The organism is Cellulomonas sp. P1_G12_2 (genome assembly GCF_056405535.1).
Map to the genome: position 1 here is coordinate 336572 of NZ_JBFUBX010000004.1, position 24002 is coordinate 360573.

22 protein-coding genes are annotated in these 24002 nt (G+C 71.9%); 15 read left to right on the forward strand and 7 right to left on the reverse strand.

Annotated features, from left to right (window positions below; all coding sequences use genetic code 11):
- Window positions 1-95: 95 nt before the first annotated feature.
- The 7 genes from AC1DXT_RS15555 to AC1DXT_RS15585 all read left to right on the forward strand — a co-directional run bounded on the left by AC1DXT_RS15555 (window position 96) and on the right by AC1DXT_RS15585 (window position 6072).
- On the forward strand, window positions 96-1208 hold the full coding sequence (locus tag AC1DXT_RS15555; protein ID WP_477062196.1) for a M20/M25/M40 family metallo-hydrolase: 1113 nt from the start codon (window positions 96-98) through the stop codon (window positions 1206-1208).
- Entirely contained in the window at window positions 1205-1606 is a 402-nt protein-coding gene (locus AC1DXT_RS15560; protein WP_477062197.1) for a hypothetical protein, read from the forward strand. The genes AC1DXT_RS15555 and AC1DXT_RS15560 overlap by 4 nt, the downstream gene beginning before the upstream one ends.
- A 31-nt stretch (window positions 1607-1637) precedes the next feature.
- Entirely contained in the window at window positions 1638-3071 is a 1434-nt protein-coding gene (locus tag AC1DXT_RS15565) for an anaerobic C4-dicarboxylate transporter (protein ID WP_477062198.1), read from the forward strand.
- A 50-nt stretch (window positions 3072-3121) separates the two neighbouring features.
- On the forward strand, window positions 3122-4471 hold the full coding sequence (locus AC1DXT_RS15570; RefSeq protein WP_477062199.1) for a M20/M25/M40 family metallo-hydrolase: 1350 nt from the start codon (window positions 3122-3124) through the stop codon (window positions 4469-4471).
- 118 nt (window positions 4472-4589) lie between these two features.
- The gene (locus AC1DXT_RS15575; RefSeq protein WP_477062200.1) at window positions 4590-4988 is read left to right on the forward strand and encodes an SHOCT domain-containing protein; all 399 of its coding nucleotides are present in this window, start codon (window positions 4590-4592) and stop codon (window positions 4986-4988) included.
- 36 nt (window positions 4989-5024) lie between these two features.
- Window positions 5025-5579, forward strand: a complete 555-nt coding sequence (locus tag AC1DXT_RS15580) for a DUF1269 domain-containing protein (RefSeq protein ID WP_477062201.1) — start codon at window positions 5025-5027, stop codon at window positions 5577-5579.
- Between the two features lie 43 nt (window positions 5580-5622).
- On the forward strand, window positions 5623-6072 hold the full coding sequence (locus AC1DXT_RS15585; protein WP_477062202.1) for a hypothetical protein: 450 nt from the start codon (window positions 5623-5625) through the stop codon (window positions 6070-6072).
- Between the two features lie 16 nt (window positions 6073-6088).
- On the opposite strand, the gene AC1DXT_RS15590 is transcribed toward AC1DXT_RS15585, so the two are convergent.
- Window positions 6089-7018 carry a formylglycine-generating enzyme family protein gene (locus tag AC1DXT_RS15590; RefSeq protein ID WP_477062203.1) on the reverse strand — a complete coding sequence of 310 codons (930 nt, stop codon included), beginning with the start codon at window positions 7016-7018 and terminating at the stop codon, window positions 6089-6091.
- A 362-nt stretch (window positions 7019-7380) separates the two neighbouring features.
- Here AC1DXT_RS15590 and AC1DXT_RS15595 point away from each other — a divergent pair, with 362 nt between their 5' ends.
- Window positions 7381-9816 (forward strand): flippase-like domain-containing protein, encoded by a 2436-nt coding sequence (locus tag AC1DXT_RS15595; RefSeq protein ID WP_477062204.1) that lies wholly within the window; start codon window positions 7381-7383, stop codon window positions 9814-9816.
- A 10-nt stretch (window positions 9817-9826) separates the two neighbouring features.
- Here the strand turns inward: AC1DXT_RS15595 and AC1DXT_RS15600 are convergent, their stop codons facing one another.
- The 3 genes from AC1DXT_RS15600 to AC1DXT_RS15610 all read right to left on the reverse strand — a co-directional run bounded on the left by AC1DXT_RS15600 (window position 9827) and on the right by AC1DXT_RS15610 (window position 14818).
- Window positions 9827-12193: an arylsulfatase gene (locus AC1DXT_RS15600; protein ID WP_477062205.1), complete on the reverse strand. Its 2367-nt coding sequence runs from the start codon at window positions 12191-12193 to the stop codon at window positions 9827-9829.
- Between the two features lie 64 nt (window positions 12194-12257).
- Window positions 12258-12485, reverse strand: a complete 228-nt coding sequence (locus AC1DXT_RS15605) for a hypothetical protein (RefSeq protein WP_477062206.1) — start codon at window positions 12483-12485, stop codon at window positions 12258-12260.
- A 50-nt stretch (window positions 12486-12535) separates the two neighbouring features.
- A complete protein-coding gene (locus AC1DXT_RS15610; RefSeq protein ID WP_477062207.1) occupies window positions 12536-14818 on the reverse strand; it encodes a winged helix-turn-helix domain-containing protein in 2283 nt (760 codons plus the stop codon).
- A gap of 290 nt (window positions 14819-15108) precedes the next feature.
- On the opposite strand from AC1DXT_RS15610, the gene AC1DXT_RS15615 reads away from it, so the two are divergent.
- The 4 genes from AC1DXT_RS15615 to AC1DXT_RS15630 all read left to right on the forward strand — a co-directional run bounded on the left by AC1DXT_RS15615 (window position 15109) and on the right by AC1DXT_RS15630 (window position 17311).
- Window positions 15109-15564 carry a DUF6325 family protein gene (locus AC1DXT_RS15615; RefSeq protein WP_477062208.1) on the forward strand — a complete coding sequence of 152 codons (456 nt, stop codon included), beginning with the start codon at window positions 15109-15111 and terminating at the stop codon, window positions 15562-15564.
- A gap of 1 nt (window position 15565) precedes the next feature.
- Window positions 15566-15730, forward strand: coding sequence for a hypothetical protein (locus tag AC1DXT_RS15620; protein ID WP_477062209.1), 165 nt, complete (start codon window positions 15566-15568; stop codon window positions 15728-15730).
- Between the two features lie 101 nt (window positions 15731-15831).
- Entirely contained in the window at window positions 15832-16260 is a 429-nt protein-coding gene (locus AC1DXT_RS15625) for a DUF1622 domain-containing protein (protein WP_477062210.1), read from the forward strand.
- 178 nt (window positions 16261-16438) lie between these two features.
- The gene (locus AC1DXT_RS15630; RefSeq protein WP_477062211.1) at window positions 16439-17311 is read left to right on the forward strand and encodes a universal stress protein; all 873 of its coding nucleotides are present in this window, start codon (window positions 16439-16441) and stop codon (window positions 17309-17311) included.
- Between the two features lie 18 nt (window positions 17312-17329).
- Here AC1DXT_RS15630 and AC1DXT_RS15635 read toward each other — a convergent pair whose 3' ends face one another.
- Window positions 17330-18181, reverse strand: a complete 852-nt coding sequence (locus AC1DXT_RS15635; protein WP_477062212.1) for a universal stress protein — start codon at window positions 18179-18181, stop codon at window positions 17330-17332.
- A 218-nt stretch (window positions 18182-18399) separates the two neighbouring features.
- Here AC1DXT_RS15635 and AC1DXT_RS15640 point away from each other — a divergent pair, with 218 nt between their 5' ends.
- Both AC1DXT_RS15640 and AC1DXT_RS15645 read left to right on the forward strand, forming a co-directional pair.
- A complete protein-coding gene (locus AC1DXT_RS15640) occupies window positions 18400-18681 on the forward strand; it encodes a dsRBD fold-containing protein (RefSeq protein ID WP_477062213.1) in 282 nt (93 codons plus the stop codon).
- Window positions 18682-18769: 88 nt separating this feature from the next.
- Window positions 18770-19390 carry a GNAT family N-acetyltransferase gene (locus AC1DXT_RS15645; protein ID WP_477062214.1) on the forward strand — a complete coding sequence of 207 codons (621 nt, stop codon included), beginning with the start codon at window positions 18770-18772 and terminating at the stop codon, window positions 19388-19390.
- Between the two features lie 22 nt (window positions 19391-19412).
- Here the strand turns inward: AC1DXT_RS15645 and AC1DXT_RS15650 are convergent, their stop codons facing one another.
- The gene (locus tag AC1DXT_RS15650; protein ID WP_477062215.1) at window positions 19413-19958 is read right to left on the reverse strand and encodes a pyridoxamine 5'-phosphate oxidase family protein; all 546 of its coding nucleotides are present in this window, start codon (window positions 19956-19958) and stop codon (window positions 19413-19415) included.
- A 123-nt stretch (window positions 19959-20081) separates the two neighbouring features.
- On the opposite strand from AC1DXT_RS15650, the gene AC1DXT_RS15655 reads away from it, so the two are divergent.
- Window positions 20082-21158: a DNA polymerase IV gene (locus AC1DXT_RS15655; protein WP_477062216.1), complete on the forward strand. Its 1077-nt coding sequence runs from the start codon at window positions 20082-20084 to the stop codon at window positions 21156-21158.
- A gap of 25 nt (window positions 21159-21183) precedes the next feature.
- On the opposite strand, the gene AC1DXT_RS15660 is transcribed toward AC1DXT_RS15655, so the two are convergent.
- Window positions 21184-23883 carry a glycoside hydrolase family 3 C-terminal domain-containing protein gene (locus tag AC1DXT_RS15660; RefSeq protein ID WP_477062217.1) on the reverse strand — a complete coding sequence of 900 codons (2700 nt, stop codon included), beginning with the start codon at window positions 23881-23883 and terminating at the stop codon, window positions 21184-21186.
- Between the last annotated feature and the right edge of the window lie 119 nt (window positions 23884-24002).

Genomic DNA, 24002 nt, shown 5'->3' on the forward strand with positions numbered 1-24002 from the left:
CGATGACCAGCATCGACGTCCGCGGCGCGTCCGTGGTGCGCCCCACCCGGTCGAGGATGGGGACCACCTACCCGGGCGGCTGCCATCCTCGCGACATGGCTACGGTGCTGCGCGACGGCGTCGATCGGGAGCGACTCCTGCGCACGTTCCTCGACCTGGTCGCGATCGACAGTCCCACGGGTCAGGAAGAGCTGATCGGACACGACCTGGAAGCCCGCTTCACGGATCTGGGATGTGCCGTCCGGCGAGACCACGTCGGCAACCTCGTCGCCGTCCGCCCGGGAGACCCCGACCGCACGATCCTCGTCTCGACACACATGGACACCGCGGGGACCGATCGCGGCATCGTTCCGATCGTGGCCGACGGCGTCGTCCGGACCGACGGCTCGACGATCCTCGGTGCCGACGACAAGTCGGGGATCGCCGGCTGCCTGGAGGTCCTGACGCTCCTGCGCGAGCACCCCGACGACACCGTGCCCACCATCGAGTTCGTCGTCACGGTCGGCGAGGAGCGCGGGCTGGTCGGCTCCCGGCAGCTCGACGTGGGGCTGCTGGAGGCGAGCCACGGGTTCGTGCTGGACACCGCCGGAGCCATGGGCTCGATCACCTACTGGTCGCCCACGTCCGTCTACCTGACGATCACCTTCGTCGGCAGGAAGGCCCACGCCGGCGTCGAGCCGGAGAAGGGCATCAATGCCGTGCAGGTCGCCGCGGAGGCGGTCGCGGGGATGCCGCTGGGACGGATCGACGAGGAGAYGGTCGCGAACATCGGGACGTTCACGGGCGGGGAGGCCCGCAACATCGTGCCCGGCACGGCCGTCCTCGAGGGGATGGCGCGCAGCCACGACCAGGGCAAGCTCGACCGTCAGCTCCAGGCGATGCGCTACGCGTCCCAGCTGGCCGCCGACCGCCACGGCGCAACCGTCGACTTCGGCGTCGAGACCATCTACCAGACCTACAAGATCGACGAGGACGCCGTGCCCTACCGCGAGGCGGCCGCCGCGATCCGTTCGGTCGGCCTCGACGTGGTCCCGCGCAAGTCCGGCGGCGGGACCGACGGGAACTTCTTCAACGCCAAGGGCATCCCCTGCGTCGCGCTGCCGACCGGGATGGTCGACGAGCACGCGACCTCCGAGCACATCGCCGTCGACGACATGGTCCTCGCCTGCCGGGTGCTCCTGGCGATCGTCACCGGAGCCCCCCGATGAGGCGGCCCGCCGCCTGGCTCGGTCTCGTCGTCGTCGCGACCGCGACCGTCGCCGGGTGCGCCGACCCGGCCGACCAGGACCCCTGCGTGAGCTACGCCGCGCTCACCGCCACCGTCGACGACCTGCGTGAGCTGGCGCAGACCGAGGGTGCGTCCGCGAGCGTGGCCGCCAAGGCGGTCGCCGCGAAGGCGCAGCTGAACCAGCTCGAGGCGCTCTCCGAGGACCGCCTCGACGCCGCGGCCTCCCGGCTCCGCACGGCCGTCGACGACCTCCAGCTCGCCGCGGGCTCGGAGGCTCAGGACACCGCGGCGCCGCTGCTGTCGGCGGCGGTCGACGACGTGCGGGACGCCTTCGGAGCCCTGGCGGAGTCGCTCGACACGCAGTGCACCACCGGATGACCGCGCGGGGGACTGGGACGGAGGAATCGGCATGAGCGTGAGCTTCGTACTCGAGGCCCTGGTGGTGCTCGGCGCCATCGTGATGGGCACCCGGGCCGGCGGTGTCGGCGTCGGGCTCTGGGGCGGCCTGGGCACGTTCATCCTGGTCTTCGTCTTCGGCGAGGCGCCGGGCGAGCCACCCGCCGCCGCGATGGCGATCATCCTCGCCGTCGTCACGAGCGCCGCCCTGATGCAGGCCGCCGGAGGGATCGACTGGATGGTCAGCGTCGCGGCGCGGGTCATCGAGCGGCGCCCGAAGCAGATCACCCTCATCGCACCGCTGACCGCCTTCGCGTTCTCCGTGGGCGCCGGGACCAGCAACATCATCTATCCGCTGCTGCCGGTGATCTACGACGTCTCCTACAAGAACCACATCCGACCCTCCCGCCCGCTGACCGTCACCGTGGTGCAGTCGGGCATCGCGCTCGCGGCCTCGCCCGTCTCGGCGGCGATGGCCGCCATGCTGACGTTGACGGACGTCGAGCCGTACAACCTGGGGCTGACCCAGATCCTCGCCATCACGATCCCGGCGTGCGTGATCGGCATCATCGTCACGTCCCTCGTGGTCAACCGGATGTGGAAGGACCTGGACGACGACCCCGAGGTCCAGGCCAAGATCGCGTCCGGGGAGCTCGTCGCTCCCCCGGCCGTGGCCGTCGGGGTCCCCGCCGGGGCGGTGTCGTCCGGCAGCGCAGGCCTCGGTCCGGACGTCACCGGTCCGTCGGGGGTCGCCGAGCCTGCACCCGCCTCCGCGCAGCTCACCTACACGCGTGCCGGCCGCAACTCCGCGCTCGTCTTCTTCGCCGGGGTCGTGGCGATCGTGATCCTCGGCCTGTTCCCCGGGCTGCGCCCCTCGTTCGAGGTCCCCGACGTGGGCACGGTGTCGCTCGACATGACCAACACCATCGTCCTGGTGATGTTYGTCGTGGGCGTCATCATCCTGTTCGTCGGGCGGCCCGACGTGAAGACGGTGCCGGACCAGTCGGTGTTCAAGGCCGGCATGATCTCGGCGATCGCCCTCTTCGGCATCGCCTGGCTCACGGCCACGTTCATCGCCGCGCACGAGGAGTTCATCATCAGCACGGTCGGCGCCTGGGTCACCGACTGGCGGTTCCTGTTCGCGCTCGCCGTGTTCCTCGTCGCCGCGCTCACCACAAGCCAGTCGACGGCCACGCGGACCATGGTGCCGATCGGTCTCGCTGTCGGCCTGCCACCCGGTGTGGTGACCGGCATGTGGGCCGGTGCGCTCGGTGGCGTCTACACCCTCCCGGCCAACGGCACGCAGATCGCCGCCGCGAACTTCGACCTCACGGGCACGACGAAGCTGGGCACCAAGCTGATCGACCACAGCTTCTTCATCCCCATGCTCGTGCTCTCGGTCACCACGATCATCGTCGGCTCCGTCATCGGGGCCGTCTTCTTCTGACCCCGGCGGCGCGGCACCCGCGGGGTGTCGAGGAGAGAACGGAGCACGTCGTGCAGACCAAGGACCAGATCGCGGGCAAGGCGGCCGACCTGATGCCCGGCCTCCTCGAGGACCTGCACACGCTCGTCGCCATCCCGTCCGTCGCGTTCCCCGGCTACCCCGCCGAGCCGGTGCACCGCATGGGCGAGGAGACGCTCCGACTGTTCCAGGACGCCGGCTTCACCGACGCGCGCCTCATGGACGTGCCCACGGGGTACTCCCCCATCTACGGGCAGATCGACGGACCCGAGGGCTCGCCGGTCGTCGTGCTCTACGCCCACTACGACGTCCAGCCGGCCCCGGCCGACCAGGGCTGGACCAGCGACCCGTGGACGGCGACGCGCAAGGACGACGGACGGATCTACGGGCGGGGGGCCGCCGACGACATCGGGGGCCTGATCATCCACCTCGGCACCCTGGGCGTCTTCGACGGCGAGCCGCCGTGCACGGTCAAGCTGATCCTCGAGGGGATGGAGGAGACCGAGAGCAACCTCGAGGCCTTCGTCGAGGCGCACCCGGACCTGTTCGACTGCGACCTGTTCATCATCTGCGACATGGGCAACCTGCGGGTGGGTGACCCGGTCCTGACCACCGCGCTGCGCGGCGACGTCGCCTGCGTGGTCACCGTCAGGACGCTCGAGCACCCGCTGCACTCCGGGGTCTTCGGAGGGCCCGCGCCCGACGCCATGATGGCGCTCGCCCGTCTGCTGGCCACGTTGCACGACGACGCGGGAGACGTCGCCGTCGACGGGGTCACGTCGACCACCTGGGCGGGCGAGGACCTGAGCGCCGACGACCTGCGTGCCAGCGCCGACGTCCTCGACGGGGTCAGCCTCACGGGGACGGGTCCCATCAGCGCACGGCTCTGGGCGCGCCCCTCCGTGAACGCGATCGGCCTCGACATGACGAGCATCGCCGGCTCGTCGAACGTGCTCATCCCCCAGGCGAGCGCCAAGATCTCCATGCGCATCGTGCCCGGGTCGGACCCGCAGCAGGAGCTCGACGCCCTGGTGACGCACCTCGAGACGCACGTCCCCTGGGGCGCCCAGGTCGACGTCCAGCGCACGAAGGCCGCCCCCGCGTTCACGTGCGCGACCGACGGCCCCGCGTACGCAGCGGCACGCGAGGCCATGACCGAGGCCTTCGGCACGTCCGTCGGTGAGGCGGGCTGCGGCGGTTCCATCCCGCTGCTGCGCTCGCTCCAGGCGGTGGCCCCGCGCGCGGAGTTCATCCTCTGGGGCCCCGAGGACGTCGCGCTGTCCCGCATCCACGCGTCCGACGAGAGCGTCGACCCCGCCGAGATCGAGACGATGATCGTCGCGCAGGCGCTGCTCCTGCAGAACCTGGGTCGGCGCCTGTGACCCCGGCATCCTCGGCAGGGCGCTCGTCGGCGCGCGGGGTCCTGGTCGCTGCGTGCGTGTCCGTGATCCACCGTCCGCGCGACCTCACCGGCCGCGACCACCCCCACAAGGAGGCCCAGTGAACCTGACCGCGTCGTTCGGGAGCGGCGACATCCTGCTCTGGATGCTCGAGCTCTTCCTGTTCATCATCTGGTTCTGGCTGCTGATCGCGATCTTCGGCGACCTGTTCCGTGACCCGGACACCGGCGGCGGCGTCAAGGCGCTGTGGGTCGTCCTGCTCGTCATCCTCCCGTTCCTCGGGATCCTGCTGTACCTCATCGTGCGGGGGAAGGGCATGGGCGCCCGGCAGGCCGCCCAGGTGCAGGCCGCGCAGTCCGCGTTCGACGACCGCATCCGCACCGCGACCGCATCGTCGTCGCCCACCGACCAGATCGCCCAGGCCAAGGCCCTCCTCGACTCCGGCGCGATCGACCAGACCGAGTTCGCCAAGCTCAAGGCCACCGCCCTCGGATCGTGAGGGTGGACCGCACGTCCCACTCGAAGGAGCACCGCCATGTCCGATGACCAGAACACTCTCAGCGCCGCCGCACTCGTCTCGGACGGCGCCTACACCTTGTTCGTCGCCGACTTCACCGACACCGACACCGCATGGGAGGCGTACGAGGCGATCAAGGGCGCCGAGGACGGCAAGACCCTGAACGTCGAGGGCGTCCTCGTCGTCAAGCGGGACGCCGACGGCACGCTGGAGATCCTGAAGTCGACCGATCACAGCACCCGCAAGGGCCTGACGTGGGGAGTCGTCGGGGGCGTCGCGCTCGGCCTCATCTTCCCTCCGACCATTCTCGGCAGCGCGGCCGCGCTCGGCCTCGTCGGCGCCGCGGCCGGCAAGGGTGTCGCGCTGCACAACCGCAAGGAGCTGGCCGAGGACCTGCAGGACTCGATCGTGGCCGGGCACTCCGGGATCGTGGCCCTGGTCTCCGACCCCAGCGCGGTGGCGCTCCGCAAGGCGCTGGACAAGGCGGACGCCATCCTCGAGAAAGCCATCGAGAAGGCCGAGGCCGACGCGATCAAGGCAGCGGCCGACGAGGTCCAGGCCGAGGCGAAGTAGCGCCGCGGACGGGATCGGCCCCKGGGGCCCGTAGCCTCCGGGGATGAGCACCCTTGACGAGGTCGGTTCGCGCGACGGCTGGCGATGCTGGCTGTGCGACGAACCGGTCGACCCCGACGCGTCCGTCAACGCCGACCGTGGCCCGAGCATCGACGGCGGCGCGACGCCCAAGGGGAAGAAGGCGGTGCCGGGTTCCGAGCGGCTCGCGCACCGGGCCTGCAACACCCGCAAGGGAGCCGTGAAGCCCGTCGTGGCCTGGTCGCCGGCGCTGTTCGTGGTGGAGCCGGCACCGATCGTGTCGACCGTCGAGCGGCTGACCCGCAAGGGCGGCCGTGAGGTCGTGGGCCGCTGCCCGACCAAGGCGGACGGCGAGCAGGCAGCCGTATGGCTCGTGGACCGGCTCTCGCGGTTCGCACCTGGCCTTCCGGTGACCGCCACTGTCGAGCCGGGAGGAGGACAGTTCCTCCTCGTCCTGCACGCAGGTGCTCGCTGAACGGTGAGAGACCCGGTCAGCGGACAGGGATCGAGCCGCCTGGTCCGCGGCTGATGCAGCGGAAGCCGAGGTGCGACGTGGCGGTGTCGACCGCCTGCGGCATGCGGGCCGCAGGGCGGTACCGCCGGCAGTAGTTGGGCGCGCACAGGTGGGATCCGCCCTTCATCACCCGGCGCGGGATCGCCACGGACGGAGTGCTCGGGTCGATACTCGCCGCGCGGGCGCCCCCGCGCGGGTTCTCGACCGTGCAGCAGGCGTGCGACGTCTCCGCGTGCGGCTGGAACCAGTCGGCCGTCCACTCCCAGACGTTGCCGGTCATGTCCGACAGTCCGTAGCCGTTGGGCGGGTAGGAGCCGACCGGCGCGGTCCACAGGTGCCCGTCGTCGCGGGTGTTCTGTATCGGGAACTCCCCCTGCCAGGTGTTCGCCATCCACCTCCCCCCGGGCGTGAGCTCGTCGCCCCACGCGTAGGTGGCACCGTCCAGCCCGCCGCGCGCGGCGTACTCCCACTCGGCCTCGGTCGGCAGGTCCTTGCCGGCCCACTGCGCGTACGCGACGACGTCCTCCCACGCCACCTGGACGACGGGGTGGTCGGGCCGTTTCTTCACCGAGGTGCCCGGGCCCTGCGGGTGGCGCCAGTCGGCGCCGGGGATGTAGGTCCACCAGCTGTAGGGGTCGTCCAGGCTGACCGGCTGCGACGGCTGCACGAACACGCTCGAGGCCGGGACGAGCAGCTCAGGCAGCGCGCCGGGATAGTCCGCGGGGTCGGGTCTCCGCTCGGCGACGGTCACGTGGCCGGTGTGCTTCACGAACCGTGCGAAGTCACCGTTGGTGACGGTGTGCTGGTCCATCCAGAAGCCGTCGACCGTGACGCGGTGGGTCGGCGCCTCCTCCGGATAGTGGTCGTCGGAGCCCATGAGGAACGTCCCGCCCGGGATCCAGACCATCCCGGGCGACGGCGCGGTCCCCGGCGCACTGGTCTGGTCGGTCCGACGTGCGATCGTGCGAATGGTGCGACCACCGTCGGCCACGGCGCCTCCCGCGCTGTCGGATCGGGTCGATCTCCTCGGCGCTCGCGATGCGCTCCTCCATGCTGGCCACGCACGTCGGCGCCGGGCTCACCCATCCAGGTGCTCACCCGGGTGATCGGTCCGCACCTCCGTCGTCGGCCGTCCTCGGACCACGAACATCCGCGCCCGCGTGTCCGGCGAAGACTCGACTGCCACGCCGCGGGCGCCAGTAGCCTCGTGGAAGACCTGCCGGGCATCGGCCGCGCCGACTCAGGTCAGTCGTCACGCCAGGAGGCTCGATGGCCGTCAGCACGGACCAGGCTCGCGAAGGCGGGTTGGTCCGCATCTGGTCGTCCGCGGCCGACGCCCCACGGTTACGTCGTCCGACGGACGTCATCCTGCTCGTCGCCTCGGTCCTCGCCCTCGGGTTGCTCGCCCTGGCGGCGCCGGGGCCGACCGGAGCCGACGACGCGCTCGACACGGTGCTCGCTCGTCTGGAACCACTGTTCGGCTGGCTGTGGAGCATCGTCTACGCCGTCCTCACCCTCTGGGCCATGGGCGTCGTCCTGCTCGCCGCCGTGAGCCGAGGACGGCGCCGGCTGTTGCTCGACCAGGTGACCGCCGCTGCGCTGGCCTTCGGTGCTGCGCTCGGGGTCGGTGCACTCGCCGGGACGGACGCGTTCACGATCGTCCAGGGTCTGGTGTCGTCCGGCCCCCCGGTCGTCTACGTCGCCACCCGGGTCGCGATGGTCACCGCCGTCGTCGTCACCGCCTCGCCGCACCTCGCCCGACCCTGGAGGTACGCGAGCCGTGTCGTCCTCGGCCTGGGTGCCGTGGCCGCGATCGGCCTGGGTGCGACCAACCTCATCGGGGCGAGCGCCGCCATCGCGGTCGGGATCGCCGCGGCCGCCGTCGCGCACCTGGTCATGGGGTCTCCCCAGGGACGGCTGACCGACGCCCAGGTCCTGGTCGCGCTGGCAGACGTCGGCGTGCCCGCCTCCGAGGTGATGGCGGCCCCTGGACGGGTCGCCGCGGAGAACCTGCTCGTCGCGCGCACCGCTCCCGGCGCGAACCTCCTGGTCAAGGTCTACGGGCGGGACGCCTGGGACAGCCAGGTCGTGGGATCGCTGTGGGCCGCCATGACGCGTCGGGGGGAACGCGCACACGTGTGGGGCACGCGCAGGTCCCGCGTCGAGCACGAAGCCCTGTACACGATGCTGGCCGCGCAGGCGGGTGTGCCGACGCTCGACATCGTCGCGGTCGGCCTGGCGGACCAGGGCGACGCCTTGCTGGTGACGAGCACCCCCCGCGCCCCCCTGAGCCTCCTCGACGCCGACGAGGTGGACGACCAGCTGCTCGGCAGCATGTGGCGTGCGGTGGCGGCGCTGAACGACGCCGGGATCGCCCATCGACGGATCGAGAGAAGCAGCGTCGTCCTCCGCGCCGACGGCTCGGTCGCCCTCGCGGACTTCGACGCCRCTGCCCACACCTCCGACGAGGGCGACCTCCACAGCGACCAGGCCCGGCTCCTGGTCGTCACGGCGATCACGGTCGGCCCCGCCCGAGCCCTCGCCGCGGCGGTCGAGGCCCTGGGCTCCGAGGGCCTCGCAGCGGTGCTGCCCTACGTGCAGCCCGCGGCTCTCGGCAGCCGGACACGGGCCGACGTGCGTGCAGCGACCTGGACGCTCGACGAGCTGCGTGCGGCGGCGGTCGCCGCCACGGGTGTCGAGGAGCCGCCGCTGCAACAGCTGCGCCGGGTGACGCCGAGGTCGATCGGGACACTTCTCCTCGTCGGGCTCGTGGTCTACGTGCTCGTCACGCTGCTCGCCGGCGTCGACCTCGCCAGCGTCGCGGCAGCGCTCGCCTCGGCGGACTGGGCCTGGCTGGTCGCCGCTCTGGTCCTCTCCCCGTGCATCCAGATGGCGCTCGCCGGCGCGACCCTGGGAGCGGCGAACGCGCGGCTGCGCTACGTCCCGGTGCTCATGCTGCAGTACGCCATCCAGTTCATCTCCCTCGTGCTGCCCGCGACCGCCGCCCGGTTGACCCTCGAGGTCCGCTTCTTCCAGAAGTTCGGGATCCCCGCAGCGACCGCCCTCGCGTTCGGCCTCATCGACAGCGTCAGCGGGTTCGTCGTGCAGGTCGCGCTGATCCTGTTGATCCTCGTCAGCGGCCTGCCCGGCTTCACGTCAGCCCTCTCGTCGGGGTCGAGCGCGGCGAGCTCCGACTCGAGCAGTCCCTCGCTGATCGTCGCGATGGTGGTCCTGATCCTGGCCGGCGTCGTGGTCACCCTGGCCGTCCCCCGGCTGCGTCACAGCCTCACCGCGATGGTCCCCCGCGCCCGCGCCGCGCTCGTCGGCCAGGCGCGTTCGGCGCGCTCCGCGCTCGGGGTGCTCCGCAAGCCCGCGAACGTGTCCGCGATGCTCGGAGGCAACCTCGTCGCGCAGCTCCTGCAGGCCGGGGTCCTCGCCCTGTGCCTGCAGGCGTTCGGCAAGACGGCGTCGTTCTCACAGCTGATCCTCGTCATCACCGCCGTGGCCCTGTTCTCCGGCCTCATGCCCGTCCCCGGAGGCATGGGGGTCGCCGAGCTCGGCCTGACGGTCGGGCTGCAGGCCGTCGGGATCCCCAGCGACATCGCCGTCTCGACGGCCATCACCTACCGGCTCGTGACGTTCTACCTGCCACCGATCTGGGGGGCGGCCGCGATGCGGTGGCTGCACCGGAACGACTACGCGTGAACGGCGATGGCTACTGGCGCGCCATGGCGATCCGCAGCCGCTCCTCCGGGTCGATGAAGTGGTCGTGGTCGTCGTCGCCGAGGTCGATCTGGACCCAGCGGATCTTGCCGGTGAACCGGCTGGTGGCGGCGGTGTAGTCAGGACTCACGGTGGTCCCCGACTCGTAGCCGATGTCGGTCGTCTCGTCGGCCGAGAAGATCATGGGCTGCGTCATCGCGACCCGGCCCCTGCCGACGACCGCGCCGTCGTGGAACAGGGTGACCTCGCCGCCCTTGGCCAGCCCGCCGCCGTCGTAGGCGAACTCCGCGCGGACCTGGTGCGTGCCGGCCGGGATGGGGACGTCGGCACCGACCGAGAACGCGTGGATGCCCAGGACGTTGTAGAAGAACGTCAGACGGCCGTCCTTGGCGTAGACGCTCCAGCCGCCGAAGCGACCGCCCTGGGCGATGATGACGCCGCGCGCTCCGACCGCCGGCACATCGATCTCGGCGGTCACGGCGAACGACTTGTTCTTGATGCTGACGACGCTGTTCTCCGACAGACGTCCCATGCCGGCGAAGAACTGCTGCGAGGTGCCGTGGATCAGGGTCGGTCGCCCCGCCATGGAGGGGTCGAGGCGCTCACCGGTGCGGTCGTCCAGCGGGAGCACGCCGTACTTGGTGGCCTCGATCAGCCACAGTCGCTGCAGCGTGGCAAGCATGTCTGGGTGCTCCGCGACCAGGTCATGGGTCTGGCTGAAGTCGGTGCTGCCGTCGTACAGCTCCCAGACGTCGTCGTCGAAGGCCGCGAGGTTCCCGCCGACCAGGACCCACGGGGTCTTGTGCTTGGTGACGGCGCTCCAGCCACGGTGGTAGATGCCGCGGTTGCCGAACATCTCGAAGTACTGGAGGTCGTGCCGCTCCGGGGCGTCGGGCGCGTTGAACGTGTAGAGCATCGAGGTGCCCTCGATCGGGGACTGCTGCACGCCGTTCACCATCGTCGGCTCCGGCAGGCCCGCGGCCTGCAGGACGGTCGGCGCGATGTCGATGACGTGCGTGAACTGCGACCGCAGGCCGCCCGCCTCGGTGATCCCCTTCGGCCAGTGCACCACGGTCCCGTTGCGCGTGCCGCCCCAGTGCGAGGCGACCTGCTTGGTCCACTGCAGCGGTGAGTTCATCGCCCATGCCCACCCCACCGCGTAGTGGTTGTAGGAGGTGGGCGAGCCGAGCTCGTCGATCTTGCTCACCAGGAACTCGGGGGTCTCGATCGCCGCCATGCCGTTGAAGTTGGCCATCTCGTTGAACGCGCCGTTGAGGGTGCCCTCAGCCGATGCCCCGTTGTCGCCGACGATGTAGTAGACGAGCGTCTCGTCGAGCACCCCCAGGTCCTCGATCGCGTCGATGAGCCGGCCGACGTGGTGGTCCACGTGCTCGAGGAACCCGGCGTACACCTCCATCTGACGGGCGAGCACCGGCTTGAGCTCGTCAGGCATGTCGTCCCAGGCGGGGATCTCCGCGTGCCGTGCCGTGAGCTCGGTGCCCTCGGGGATGATGCCGAGCTCCAGCTGGCGGGCGAAGGTCCGCTCGCGTTGCACGTCCCACCCGTCGTCGAACCGGCCGCGATACTTCTCGATCCACTCCGGTGGGACGTGGTGCGGTGCGTGCGTCGCGCCCGGGGCGAAGTAGACGAAGAACGGACGGTCCGGCATGAGGGCCTTCTGCTGCCGCACCCAGCCGATCGCGTGGTCCGCCAGGTCCTCGGTGAGGTGATACCCCTCCTCCGGGGTGGCCGGAGGCTCGACCGGCGTGGTGCCGGAGTACAGCGCGGGGTCCCACTGGTTGTTCTCCCCACCGATGAACCCGTAGAACGTCTCGAACCCGCCGCCCCCGGAGGGCCAGGCGTCGAACGGCCCCATCGGGGAGGATTGCCACACGGGCACCTCGTGGCACTTGCCGAACTGCGCGGTCGAGTAGCCGTTGAGCTTCAACGTCATGGCGAGCGGCGCCTTGGTGTTCGGCCGCAGCGAGCTGTTCCCCGGCGCTGACGTGGCGGTCTCGGTGATGCTGCCCATCCCGACCGAGTGGTGGTTCCGTCCCGTGAGCATGGCCTGCCGGGTGGGGGCGCACAGCGCCGTGGTGTGGAACCGGTTGTACCTCAGCCCGCCCGCAGCCAGGCGCTCGGCCGTCGGCGTCGCGCACGGGCCGCCGAACGCGCTCGACGCGCCGAAGCCGACGTCGTCGAGCAGCACGATCAGGACGTTGGGGGCGCCCTCGGGTGGCAGCAGCGGCTCGATGGGGGGGAACGACGTGTCCGGGTCCTTCGCGTCGTAGGTGGTCAGCCCTGGCGCGGGCCTGTCAGGGATGGGCAGCATGGTCCGCGCGTGGCGATCAGCACTCATGACGCTCCTCCTGCTCCGTCGGCCGAGCCCCACCCATGCTGTGCGGGACCCGGCGGGGCGTGCCTCACCCGGGTGACCAGTCACCCGGGTGATCCGCCGGCGTCGTGGTGAACGAGAGCACCTCGAGGCCGAGGTCGAAGAGCTGGTGCAGGACGCCCTGCAGCTGGGCCTGGTCGGTCAGCTCTCCGACGAGCGTCGTCCGGCCGTCCGCGGCCCTCAGGCTCATGCCGTCGAGAGCATCGCTGAAGCGTCCGTCGAGCTCCCCCGCCAGGACGATCGTGCACTGGACCATCCGCGGATTCTTCGCGCACCCTCCGCCGGTGTGATCACCCAGCCCCTGGCTCACCCGGGTGGTACGGCGAGCTGCTCCGTCTCCAGCTGGTGGTCGAGCTCGTCCAGGCGCGCGATCGCCGCATCGCGCGACGTGACACCAAGCTTGCGGTAGGCCGCCTTGAGATGGGTCTTGACGGTGTTGTAGGAGATGTAGAGCTGATCGGCGATCTCCCGTTGCCGGAGACCCTCGCCGGCGAGCCTCAGTACGACGACCTCGCGATCGGAGAGCTCCTCCCCGAAGTCGGCGGCGTGATGCACCGGTGTGGCCATGTGGTCGCGCAACGTCGCCGCGCGCGACACGAGCCCGCCCGGGTCCGGCAGCCGATCGAGGATCTCCTGTGCCTTCTGCACGGACTCGCGGGCCTCCGGGCCATGACCCAAGGACCATTGCGACGTGGCCAGCAGAAGGTGGGCGTTCGCCAGCCAGGCGTTGCGTGGCATCGCGTCGAGGATGTCGATGGCCGCGCGGATGTGGACCGAGGCACCCCGGGGGTCGCCCTCGCGGCGTGCGCGCTCGCCTCTGGCCAGCAGCAGGGTCGCGCCGGGCGGCGAGCGATCGGCTCCAGCAGCCTGCAGGACTGCGACCATCCGGTCGAGCAGCGGGTCCGCGTGGCTCTCGGTCCCCAGCATCGACTCCGCCAGCCCGAGGTTGCCGACCGCGAACGCCAGCATGATGGGGTTCGCGTCCGAGATCTCGCTGAGGGCGAGGCGCAACATGTCCACCGCCTCCGACGTCCTGCCCTGCAGGTACAGCGCCTGCCCGACGCAGGACACCGCGATGCCGTGCCAACCAGGGTTCGGCGCACCGGCGACCGCGCGCCGCCCTGCCGCCTCCGCCTTGCCGGCGTCGTTCACGCCCACGGTGCTCTCGAGGAAGTCGACGCGGAAGCCGAGCGGCAGGCCCCCGGCGTCCAGCTTCTCGAGGGCACCCGTCCGGGCGACGCTGAGCCACTCCATGGCATCGTCGATGTTGTTCGACAAGCTCGCGACGAGCGCCCGGACGAAGGCGAGCTCGGGGTCCTGCCGTGCCTCGGGCCACGACAGCGCGGCGAGCCACCGCCGCATGTGCGCACTGCGCCCGGTGGCCGACATCGGCTGGGTCTGGTCCGCGACGAGGCGGGAGGCCAAGGGAACGTCACGGGCTGCGATGGCGTGGTCCGTGGCCGACTCGAGGTCTCCCGCGGCCTCAAGCCACGCGGCCGCGCGGGCGTGCAGCTCCGGGACGAGGGGCCCGGACGTCCGCGTGAGCTCCACCCGGAGCGCCTCGCTGAACAGCTGGTGCGTCTGGTACCACTCCCCGGCGCTGTCGACGGAGATGAACAGGTTGGCACGTTCGAGCTCCGCCAGCAGCGCCCCCGAGCCGGACCTGAGCGTCACCGCGTCGCACAGCGGACCGCAGAGCCGTCCGAGGATCGATACCTGGAGCAAGAACTCGCGCGTGGACGGGTCGACCCGTTCGAGCACGTCGCGCGCCAGGTAGTCGACGACGTGCCGGCTCGCGCCGGTGAAGTGCTCGATGAACGACGAGCGGTCATGCTCGGGCATCAGCAGCGAGGCGAGCCGGACCGGGGCCGGCCACCCCCCGGTCCGTTCCGCGAGCCGACGCTCATCGTCTGCGGTCAGTCCGGTGACCCCGATCCCGTCGAAGAACTGCGAGAGCTCGGCGTCGTCGAAGCGCAGATCGTCCGCCCTCAGCTCGACCAGGTCCCCCGACGCGCGCAGCGTCGGCACCCCGAGCGCAGGGTCCGACCGGGTCGACACGACGAGCTGGACGCGGCCCGGACGGTACCTGAGGAACTCCCCGAGCTGCGCGCTGATCTCCGGCGTCTCGGCGCGGTGATAGTCGTCCAGCACGAGGACCAGGTCGGGCCCGGCGTCCGCGAGCTCGTCGAACAGCAGCGGAAGCGCGACGTCGACGATCTCACCCGGGCGCGGCCCGACGCCGGCCAGCGACGCGCGCCCGACCCGCGGCTCCACGGTGGCCAGGGCAGCGACGACGTGGCTCCAGAACCGGGCCGGATCGCTGTCGCCACCGTCGAGCGTCACCCACGCGAACATGCCCGGCGGCCCCGCGGACACCCACTCGGTCAGCAAGGTGGTCTTGCCGTACCCGGCCGGCGCGGAGACCAGGGTCAGGCTCCCGTGACGTCCGGCGCGCAGGGCCTCGAGCAGCTGCGGCCGGCTCACCGAGCCGTGCGGCGGGCGAGGCGGGGCGAGCTTGGCCCGGACGAGACCGCCGCCCGGAGACCGCTGCGCGCTCACCGTCCGGTCGGGACCGTGTCGCTGCTCCATCGCCTCCCCCGAGTCGCCTGATTCGCACCCTAGCGTCCTGTCTGGGTGCCTTTGGGGTTCGTGGCCCGAATGATGCTCACCCGGGTGATTGGCGCCGGGGGTGATCCCCGCGCCCGCTCGGGGGCACGACGATCACGACGAGCCTCACCGCCATCTGTGGGACCTGTTCCGCGACCCCGACATCGGCGGGGCGTCAAGGCCCTCTGGGACGTGCGGTCAGGCCTGGTCCACCCAGCTCACGACGCCGGCACTCGCGTCCTGAGCACCCCGCGAGAAGGAAGTCGATCCACATGACCGAGCCATCGCTGGACACGCTGGGACCCGTCGACTACATCGTCGTGGAGTTCCCGGCCGGAGCAAGCAACTTCACCGGAGAGATGGTTGACGAGCTCGTCACCCTCGTCGACGCCGGCACGATCCGCGTGATCGACGTGCTCATCCTCACCAAGAACGAGGACGGCTCGGTCGACGCGATGGAGCTGTCCGACGTCCCCCAGCTCGGAGAGCTCCAGAAGATCGAGGCCGAGCTGGCCGAGCTCCTCGCAGCAGACGACGTCGAGAACCTGGCCGCGGCCATGGATCCCGGGAGCACGGCCGGCGTGCTCATCTGGGAGAACCTCTGGGCCGCACCGTTCGCGTCCGCGGCCCGTCGCTCGGGCGGTCAGCTCATCGCTGACGGCCGCATCCCGATCCAAGCGATCATCGCCTCGATCGAGGCCGACGACGCGCTCGCCCAGGAGGTCTGACATGCCGCTCCGTCCCGCTCGCATCGGCAGGGTCGGCGTCATCGGCCACCCCGTCGCCAAGACTGCCGTCGTCGCCAAGGCCGTCACGCCCGGACCCGCACCCGTCGCGAAGACCGCCGTGGTCGCCGCAGCCGTCACGCCCGGACGCCGGCGCCGCCGCATCTAGCCCGCCCGATCGCCGTGACCCGTCGAGAGGAGTGACGCGCGTGAGCGATCACCGCGGGTTGTGGCGACCCACGTCGATGTCCTGCACCAGGCGATGACGGCATGACGTTCTCCGAAGTGATGGAGCAGGTGGCTCGGGCCTTCGAGGGTCTCGGTGCGGTGATCCTCGTGCTCGGGTTCGTGTGGTCGCTGTGGCTGGCCGTCTCGGCCTGGCGCCGGACGACCAGCGGTCAGACCGGGTTCGTCACGCTGCGACAGTCCTTCGGTGCCGCGCTCCTGCTCGCTCTCGAGGTGCTGGTGGCTGCCGACCTCATCCGCACGGTCGCCGTCGCGCCCACGCTGGAGAACGTCGTGGTCCTGGGCCTGATCGTCCTGATCCGCACCGTCCTCAGCTTCTCGCTGGAGGTCGAGATCGACGGCGTCCTGCCCTGGCGACGAGCGCTCGTCTCGGGTCCCACCCGCATGGCCGAGGCCGCTCGGCGCTCCCGCAACACCCCCGACCTCACCGCGCCGGACGCCGCTCGAGAGTGAACCGCCGCACCCGCGCCACCGAGTCCGGGTGGTCGTGCTCGCGCCGCGGGACGAAGACGGCCGCGGGGCCGGTCGTCGCCTCGCAGCACCACCCGTAGTCGGGACCTCGGACCCTACGAGCGGGACGCGCGACCGTCGCAGGGTGAGGGAGAAGGCACCGATCTGTCGGAGGTGCGCGATGAGCCGAGCGATCGTGGTGGGGTACGACGGGTCCGCGCACGCCGCGGACGCGGTGGAGTGGGCTGCACGGCAAGCCGCACGTGAACGGCTGCCGCTGCGGATCGTCTTCGTCGCACGGACCGTCGTGGACGGGTACGTCGTGAGCGACCGCCCGCTGGACCTGTCCGCCCAGGTAGGCGGTCAGGTGCTCGCGGACGCGACAGAGCGGGCCCACGCGGTCGCCCCGGACCTCGAGGTGACCACGCAGGTCGACGAGCGCGAGAGCGTGGCCGCCGCGCTCACGGAGGAGAGCGAGCGCGCGCACCTGCTGGTCGTCGGGTCACGAGGCCGCGGGGGCCTCGCGGGACTGCTGCTCGGGTCCGTGAGCGTCACCGTCGTGGCCCATGCGCACTGCCCCGTCGTCGTGGTCCGCCGCCATGCCGAGGCGGCCACCCCCTCGACGCCCCGGCCGGTCGTGGTCGGCGTGGACGGCTCCTCCACGAGCGCGCAGGCCGTGGACGTCGCGTTCGACCAGGCGTCCCGTCGCGGCGCGCAGCTCGTCGCCGTGCACGCGTGGGAGCTGCCCTCGGTCATCGGGCCTGTCCCACCCTGGATGCCGGAGGAGGTCGAGGAGCTCCGTGTCGCGGAGAGGGTCGTCCTCTCCGAGAGCCTCGCGGGACACGCGGAGCGGTATCCGGACGTGGAGGTCCGCGCGGTGGTGCGCCGCGGCGCACCCGCCTCCGTCGTCCTCACCGCGGCCGACGACGCCGAGCTGCTCGTCGTCGGGTCCCGGGGGCGGGGCGGGTTCCGCGGCCTGCTGCTCGGCTCCGTCAGCCAGACGGTGCTGCACCACGCGACGTGCCCCGTGATGGTCGTCCACCCGACCGGCTGAACGCGTGGGGCTCGGTGGTCACCGGCCGAGCTGCAGCCGTCCCGCGTCTCGCGGCAGCACGGCGACCGGACAGTCGGCGTGATGCAGCACGGCCTGGCTCACGGAGCCGAGCAGCAGCCCGGCGAACCCTCCGCGGCCGCGGGAGCCGACGACGACGAGACGCGCCGAGTGGCTCTCGGCGATCAGCGCCTGGCGAGCGTCACCCTCCTGCACCACGCGTTCGACTGTCACGCCGTGGGCGTCGGGACGCCGCAGGGCTGCGTCGACCAGGTCCATGTCGGCCGCAGGAGCTCCGTCCGACGGCACGACCGTGACCACCCGCAGCGTGGCTCCGTGCGCGGCCGCGTAGGCGAGCGCGAGCTCCGCCGCGGGCATGGCGCCGCCGCTGCCGTCGACCCCGACGACGACGGGCCCGGCCGGCGCGGTCCGCCCACGAAGGACGAGGACCGGGCAGCGTCCGTGCGTGACGAGGGCGACCGCGACCGAGCCGACGAGCAGCCCGGTGAACCCGCCGAGCCCCCGGTCCCCGACGACCACGAGGGCTGCGTCCACGCTCGCGCGCAGGAGGACAGGTGCAGGCGCTCCCGTCACCACGCGGCCGGTGACAGCGACGTCGGGTGCGGCGCGCCGAGCCAGCTCCACCGCCTCCGCCACGATGCGGTCGGCCTCGTGTCGGAGCCCGGAGCCACCCGACCCACCGACGAGCGCCCCCTCGGGCACCCGCAGCTCGGGCCAGACGAACGCGTGGACGACCTCGAGCCGGCACCCGAGGACGTGCGCCTCGGCGGCAGCCGTCCCGACCGCCCTCAGTGCGCAGTCCGATCCGTCCACGCCCACGACGATCGTCGGCGTCGGGTCTGGTGCTGCCACGGCCGCCACCACCTCTCGAGGCGTTCCCGCACGCCAGGCGTGCGCGCTGTCGCACCGATCGTCGACCCGGGACCGCGGCGGGCGGTAGAGCCGTTCGGCCCTGGGCGCGCCGAGCGGGGACCTTGTGCCCTACGCCCCGGGCGGCGTGCCGACGGACGCTGAGAGGGAGGACGCCCGCCGCACGGGTGGGCCACCCACGGGCGGAAGGGAGCAGTGCGATGACACGCACCTGGAAGGTTCGGATCGACCTGTTCGAGACCGACGACCTGCGGGGGGACGGCGACGTCACGAAGGCGCACGCCGAGCTCACCACCTCCAGCGGCACCCGTCTCCAAGGTCAAGGACGCGCTCGCCGGGCACCTCAGGACCGCGACGTCCCGGAGATCGGTGACGAGCTGGCCGCGGCCCGGGCGCTGCGCGACCTGGCCGACCGACTGCTGCGCGCCACGTCGGAGGACATCTCGGCGATCGAGCACGAGGACGTGCAGATCGTGCGGTGACCGCGGAGGGGTGACGGGCCCCGACCCGGCACGCGACGATGGTCCCGTCGCCGGCTCGTCGGGTCACCGGCGCCGGTGAGGAGTCGCGATGGTGGGGCACGACGCGAACGAGCCCCACATCCGGCGCGCCATGCCGGCGGACCTGCCGGTGATCCGTGCCGTGCTGGCACGCGCGCTCGCGCCCGATCCGCTCATGGACTGGATCTTCGGTCCGCACCGCCGTCGCGAGGCGGCCGTCGCCGCGTTCCTGTGGGGACCCGTCGAGGCGTACACCGCGGCCGGCACGGTGTGGCTGGCCGTGGCCGGGGAGCAGGCCGTCGGGGCCGCCGCGTGGTCGGTGCCCGGCACGCAGCCGTCAGCGCCCAGCGGTCCCGCTGACCTGCCGGGACGCTCGATGCTGGACCTGCTGCTCCCCGAGGAGCACGTCGCCCTGGTCCGCGCAGGCTTCGAGTCGATGCACGGGCAGCTGCCCGACGAACCGCACGCCCTGCTGCACCTCCTGGGCGTCGACGCCGACCGGCGCGGCCAGGGCATCGGGGGCGCGCTCATCGACGCCGGCCTCGCCGCGATCCCCGCGGACGTGCCCGCGCACGTCAACACCACCGTGGAGGCGAACGTGCGCCTGTACGAGTCGCACGGGTTCGTCCGCGTCAACTCGGTGCGGCTCGGCGACACCGGCCCGCACATGCACGCCCTCCGGCACCCGTGAGGAGAGATCCCGCGCGACCTGGTCAGAACCGGTAGGCCGTCTGGCCGTGCCCGCCGCCGAAGGCGAGCACCTTCGCGGGGACCACCCGGTACACCCACGCACCGTCCGAGCCTCCCCCGGTGTCGCCGGCCTCGACGAACCCCTGCCCGCGGACCACGAACCTCCAGTCGTCGCCGTACTTCCCGAACCAGGCGTCCGCCAGCCTGTGCAGGTCGTCCGGCTCGGTCACCCTCGTCGCGGTGCCCTCGACCACCAGCTCCGTGCCGCTGTCCCAGCCGCCCGCGCCCGTGCTGCCGGTGGTCACCGCGACGCGCGCGTTGCCGTCGAGGTTGCGCGTCTTCTGCTCCTCGGGCCCGGTGCAGAACGCGAACGCGCCGTCCACCCAGACACCCACGAGGGGGACGGCGTGCGGACGGCCGTCCGTCCGGACCGTGACGATCCAGTAGAGCTGCGCGTCCGCCAGCCGCCGTTCGATGGCCTCCCACGTGGGTGGCGTGGCCGACGGGTCCCCGTAGCGCGGGTCGATCTCGCCGGTCGTCACACCCTGATCGAGCTGCTCGTTCACCATGGTGGCCCCTCCGCTCGGCGACACTGCGCGACGGACGTTGTTCCGACCGGGCACGGCCTCCCGACCGGTCGTTCGCGACGATACCCGGCGACGCGGACCCCGAACACCGGGCAGACTCGGCGGATGGGCACGCATGAGGCGTGGGTGCTGCACGTCGACCTCGACCAGTTCGTCGCGGCGGTCGAGGTGCTGCGCCGCCCGGAGCTGGCGGGCCTGCCCGTGGTCGTCGGGGGCCGCGGGGATCCGACCGAGCGAGGCGTCGTCTCGACCGCGTCGTACGAGGCGCGCGCGTTCGGGGTGCACTCCGGGATGCCCCTGCGGATCGCGGCCCGCAAGCTCCCCGACGGTGTGTTCCTGCCGGTGGACGCCGCCGAGTACGAGGCCGTGTCGGAGCGGGTGATGGCGACGCTGCGGTCGCTGGGGGTCGTCGTCGAGGTGCTCGGCTGGGACGAGGCCTTCCTCGGTGCACGGACCGACGACCCCGAGGCGCTGGCCCGGCGGGCACAGGCGGCGGTCCTGGCCGAGACCCGGCTGCACTGCTCGGTGGGGATCGGCGACAACAAGGTCCGCGCGAAGATCGCCACGGAGTTCGGCAAGCCCGCCGGGACGTTCCGGCTCACCGCCGTGAACTGGTTCGAGGTGATGGGCGACCGCCCGACGATCGACCTGTGGGGCATCGGGACCAAGGTGTCGCGCCGGCTCGCCGGCCTCGGGGTCACGACGGTGCACGAGCTCGCCGCCGCGCCCGTCGACGCTCTGACGGCGGAGTTCGGACCGAAGATGGGCGTCTGGTACCACGAGCTCGGAGCGGGGATCGGCCCGACCACGGTGGACGACAGCCCGTGGATCCCGCGCGGCCACAGCCGGGAGACGACGTTCCAGCAGAACCTGACCACCCCGGACCAGGCGCGCGAGGCCGTCCGCACGCTGGCGCGCGACGTCGTCGAGGACGTCGCCCAGGACGGCCGGTCGGTCGTGCGCGTCGCGCTGAAGGTGCGCTACGCGCCGTTCGTCACGACGAGCATGAGCCGCAAGCTCGGGGCACCCACCCGGGACGGGGAGACCATCGTCGCTGCGGTTATGGCGCTCACGGACAAGCTCGAGGACCGGGAGGTCCGCCTGCTCGGGGTGCGCGCAGAGATGACGATGCCCCAGGACGCCGATCCCGCCGACCGGACGCCGGTCCGCGGCAGGATCTGATGCGGACCGGCGTGCTCGAGCTACCTCAGGGACGGACGCGCACCGCTCCCGCCAGGTCCACGTCGACGGCCGAGCGCCCGATGTACACCGGGACCTGGCCGATCGGGGTCACCCACTGGTCGGCGTCGGCGTCCCAGTACGAGAAGTCGCGCCGGTCCAGCTCGATCCGCACCTGCTGGCGGTCGCCGGCGCCGAGCTCGACCTTGGCGAACCCCGCGAGCTTGAGCGGCGGCGAGTCGACGCCGGGGAGCGGGCCCAGGTAGACCTGTACGACCTCGGTGCCGTCGCGGTCACCGACGTTGCTCAGACGCACCCGCGCGTCGACGGTGTCCTGGCCGCCCGTGGCGCGGATGTTGTTGCCGACCCGGAGCCGGTCGATGACGAACTCGGTGTAGGACAGGCCGTGCCCGAAGGCGAACCGTGGCTGGACACCGGACGCGAGGTAGCCCCGGTAGCCGACGTTCAGCCCCTCGGTGAACTCCACGTTCGGGTCGTCGAGCCAGGGGTTCTGCACGCCGACAGGCAGTGCGTCCTCGCTGACCGGGTAGGAGACCGGCAGGTGACCCGACGGGTCCTCGTCACCGAACAGGATGGAGGCCAGCGCGTGACCCTCCTCCTGCCCGCCGAAGTAGTTCAGCAGCACCGCCGGGACGGCGTCGGCCCACGGCATGATGACGCCCGAGCCCGCGGAGACCACCACGACCGTGTTCGGGTTGGCGGCCGCCACCGCGCGGACGAGCTGGTCGGCGTTCTGCGGCAGCTTGAGCGAGACCATGTCCCGCTCCTCGCTCTCGTAGGTGCGCACGTAGACCACCGCGACGTCGCTCGCAGCCGCCGCCTCGACGGCATCCGCCACGGACGGCGGTACCGCGTCGGCCGGCGTGGACCACTGCAGCAGGAAGGTCCCCGGCTGCAGGCCCACGAGCGGGTGGTTCTGGGAGTACTCGACGCGAAGGTCGTACTCCTGCCCCGCGGTGAGCTGCAGGGGCGCGGAACGGACGTCGCGGCGGCCGTCGGTGCCCGTCATGTCGACGACCAGGGTGCCGTCGAGGTAGACGCGAGCATCCCCCCACCCGGTGGCGCCGAGCACGTACGCGCCGGTGCTCGGTGCGACGAGCTCGCCGGTGTAGCGCACGGACTGGTCGCCGTTGCCGGCCGGTCCCGCGCCGGACAGGGTCGGGGTCGGCTGCACCTGCGAGCCGTACAGGCTGGCGAAGGCGGGCTGACCACCGATGAAGCCGACGTCGTAGGCGACCTGCCGCTCGGTGCGGGTCAGGCCCGGCGCTCCGGTCCAGTCCGCGTTCGGGTAGTAGCGCGCGGTGAGCCCGTCGCCGATCCCGCGCTCGGGGCGCAGCACCGAGGACGGCACGGCCGTCATGTCGAGCGTCTCGATCATGTTCGCGCCGTTGACCGGGTCGTTGCCCTGGGCGTAGCGCACCTGTGCACCGGTCTCCCGACCCCGTTCCCGCATGGCGTCGAGCAGCGACACCTCGTACGTCGGCTGGACGTACGCCGAGCCGCCGAGCGCGGACGGGATGGTGGCGTCGGCACCGACGACCGCGATGGAGTCGATGGCCGTGCCGTCGAGTGGCAGCGCCTGCCCGTCGTTCTTGAGCAGCGTGATCGCGTCCTCCTGCACCTCACGCGCTACGGCGCCGTGCTCCTCGACCGGGATGGCGGACGGGGTGTAGTCGTTGTCGAAGACGCCGATCGCGAACATGGTGCGCAGGATGCGCAGCACCGCGCGGTCCACGAGCGCGACGCTCACCCAGCCTTCGTTCACCGCCGCGAGGAGCGCGTCGCCGTAGAAGGCGCGCGTGCCCGTCTCCAGGTCCGTCCCGGCGACGATCGACGCCTCGGTGGAGTGGATCGCTCCGAAGTCCGTGAGCACGAACCCCTGGAACCCCAGCTGCTCGCGCAGGATGTCGTTCAACGTGGCCTCGTTCTCGCAGGAGTACACCCCGTTGATCTTGTTGAACGAGCACATCACCGAGCCGAGTCCGGCGTCCGCGATCGCGGCCTCGTAGGCGGCGGTGTGCACCTCGCGCAAGGTGCGCTCGTCGACGACGGCGTTCTGGTCGCCACCGCGGTAGGTCTCCTGCGTGTAGGCGGTGTAGTGCTTGAGGTCGGCGATGACATTGCGGGCCTGCACCTCCTGGACGTACGGGACGACCATCGCGGAGTTGAGCTGCGGGTCCTCGCTCGCCGACTCGGCCTGCCGGCCCCAGAACGGGTTGCGCGTCGGGTCGGAGTTGGGGCCGAGCAGGACCTCGTGCCCGGTCTGCCGCGCCTCGTCGGCGACGACCCCCGCGTAGTCGCGCGCCCGAGCGGGGTCCCAGGTCGCGGCCAGCGCCAGGTTGGCCGGCATCGCCGTCGCGGTGTCGGCGGTGTCGGGCAGGACCCAGCCGCGGGACGCGATGCCCGGGGTCGCGTCCGCCATGCTCAGCTCGGGGATCCCGAGCCGCTCGATCGGCGCGTTGTAGAACGCTGCCGGGGCGGCGCCCTGGTCGCCGGACATCAGCTCGACCTTCTCCTCCAGCGTCATCGCCTGCAGCAGCAGGACCGCACGCTGGTCGGGCGACAGGGCGGTGTTCATCCACGGGTCGCCGGGGGCTGCCGCGGCCGGCGACACGGTCTGCACCCCGACGACCACCGCCGCTACCGCCACGCCCGCCGCGATGCGTCGTCCCTTGCGTCCCACCCGAGCACTGAGCACCGCGGTCATCACTGGCCCCCCTCGAGAACGGTCCGCGTCCCTCCGGACCCGGGCGGGTCCGTCGGTCACGGTCCGGATAACTGCCGATGACACTCCGGTCACTGCGCGGGCGTCGACCCCGGAGGGGG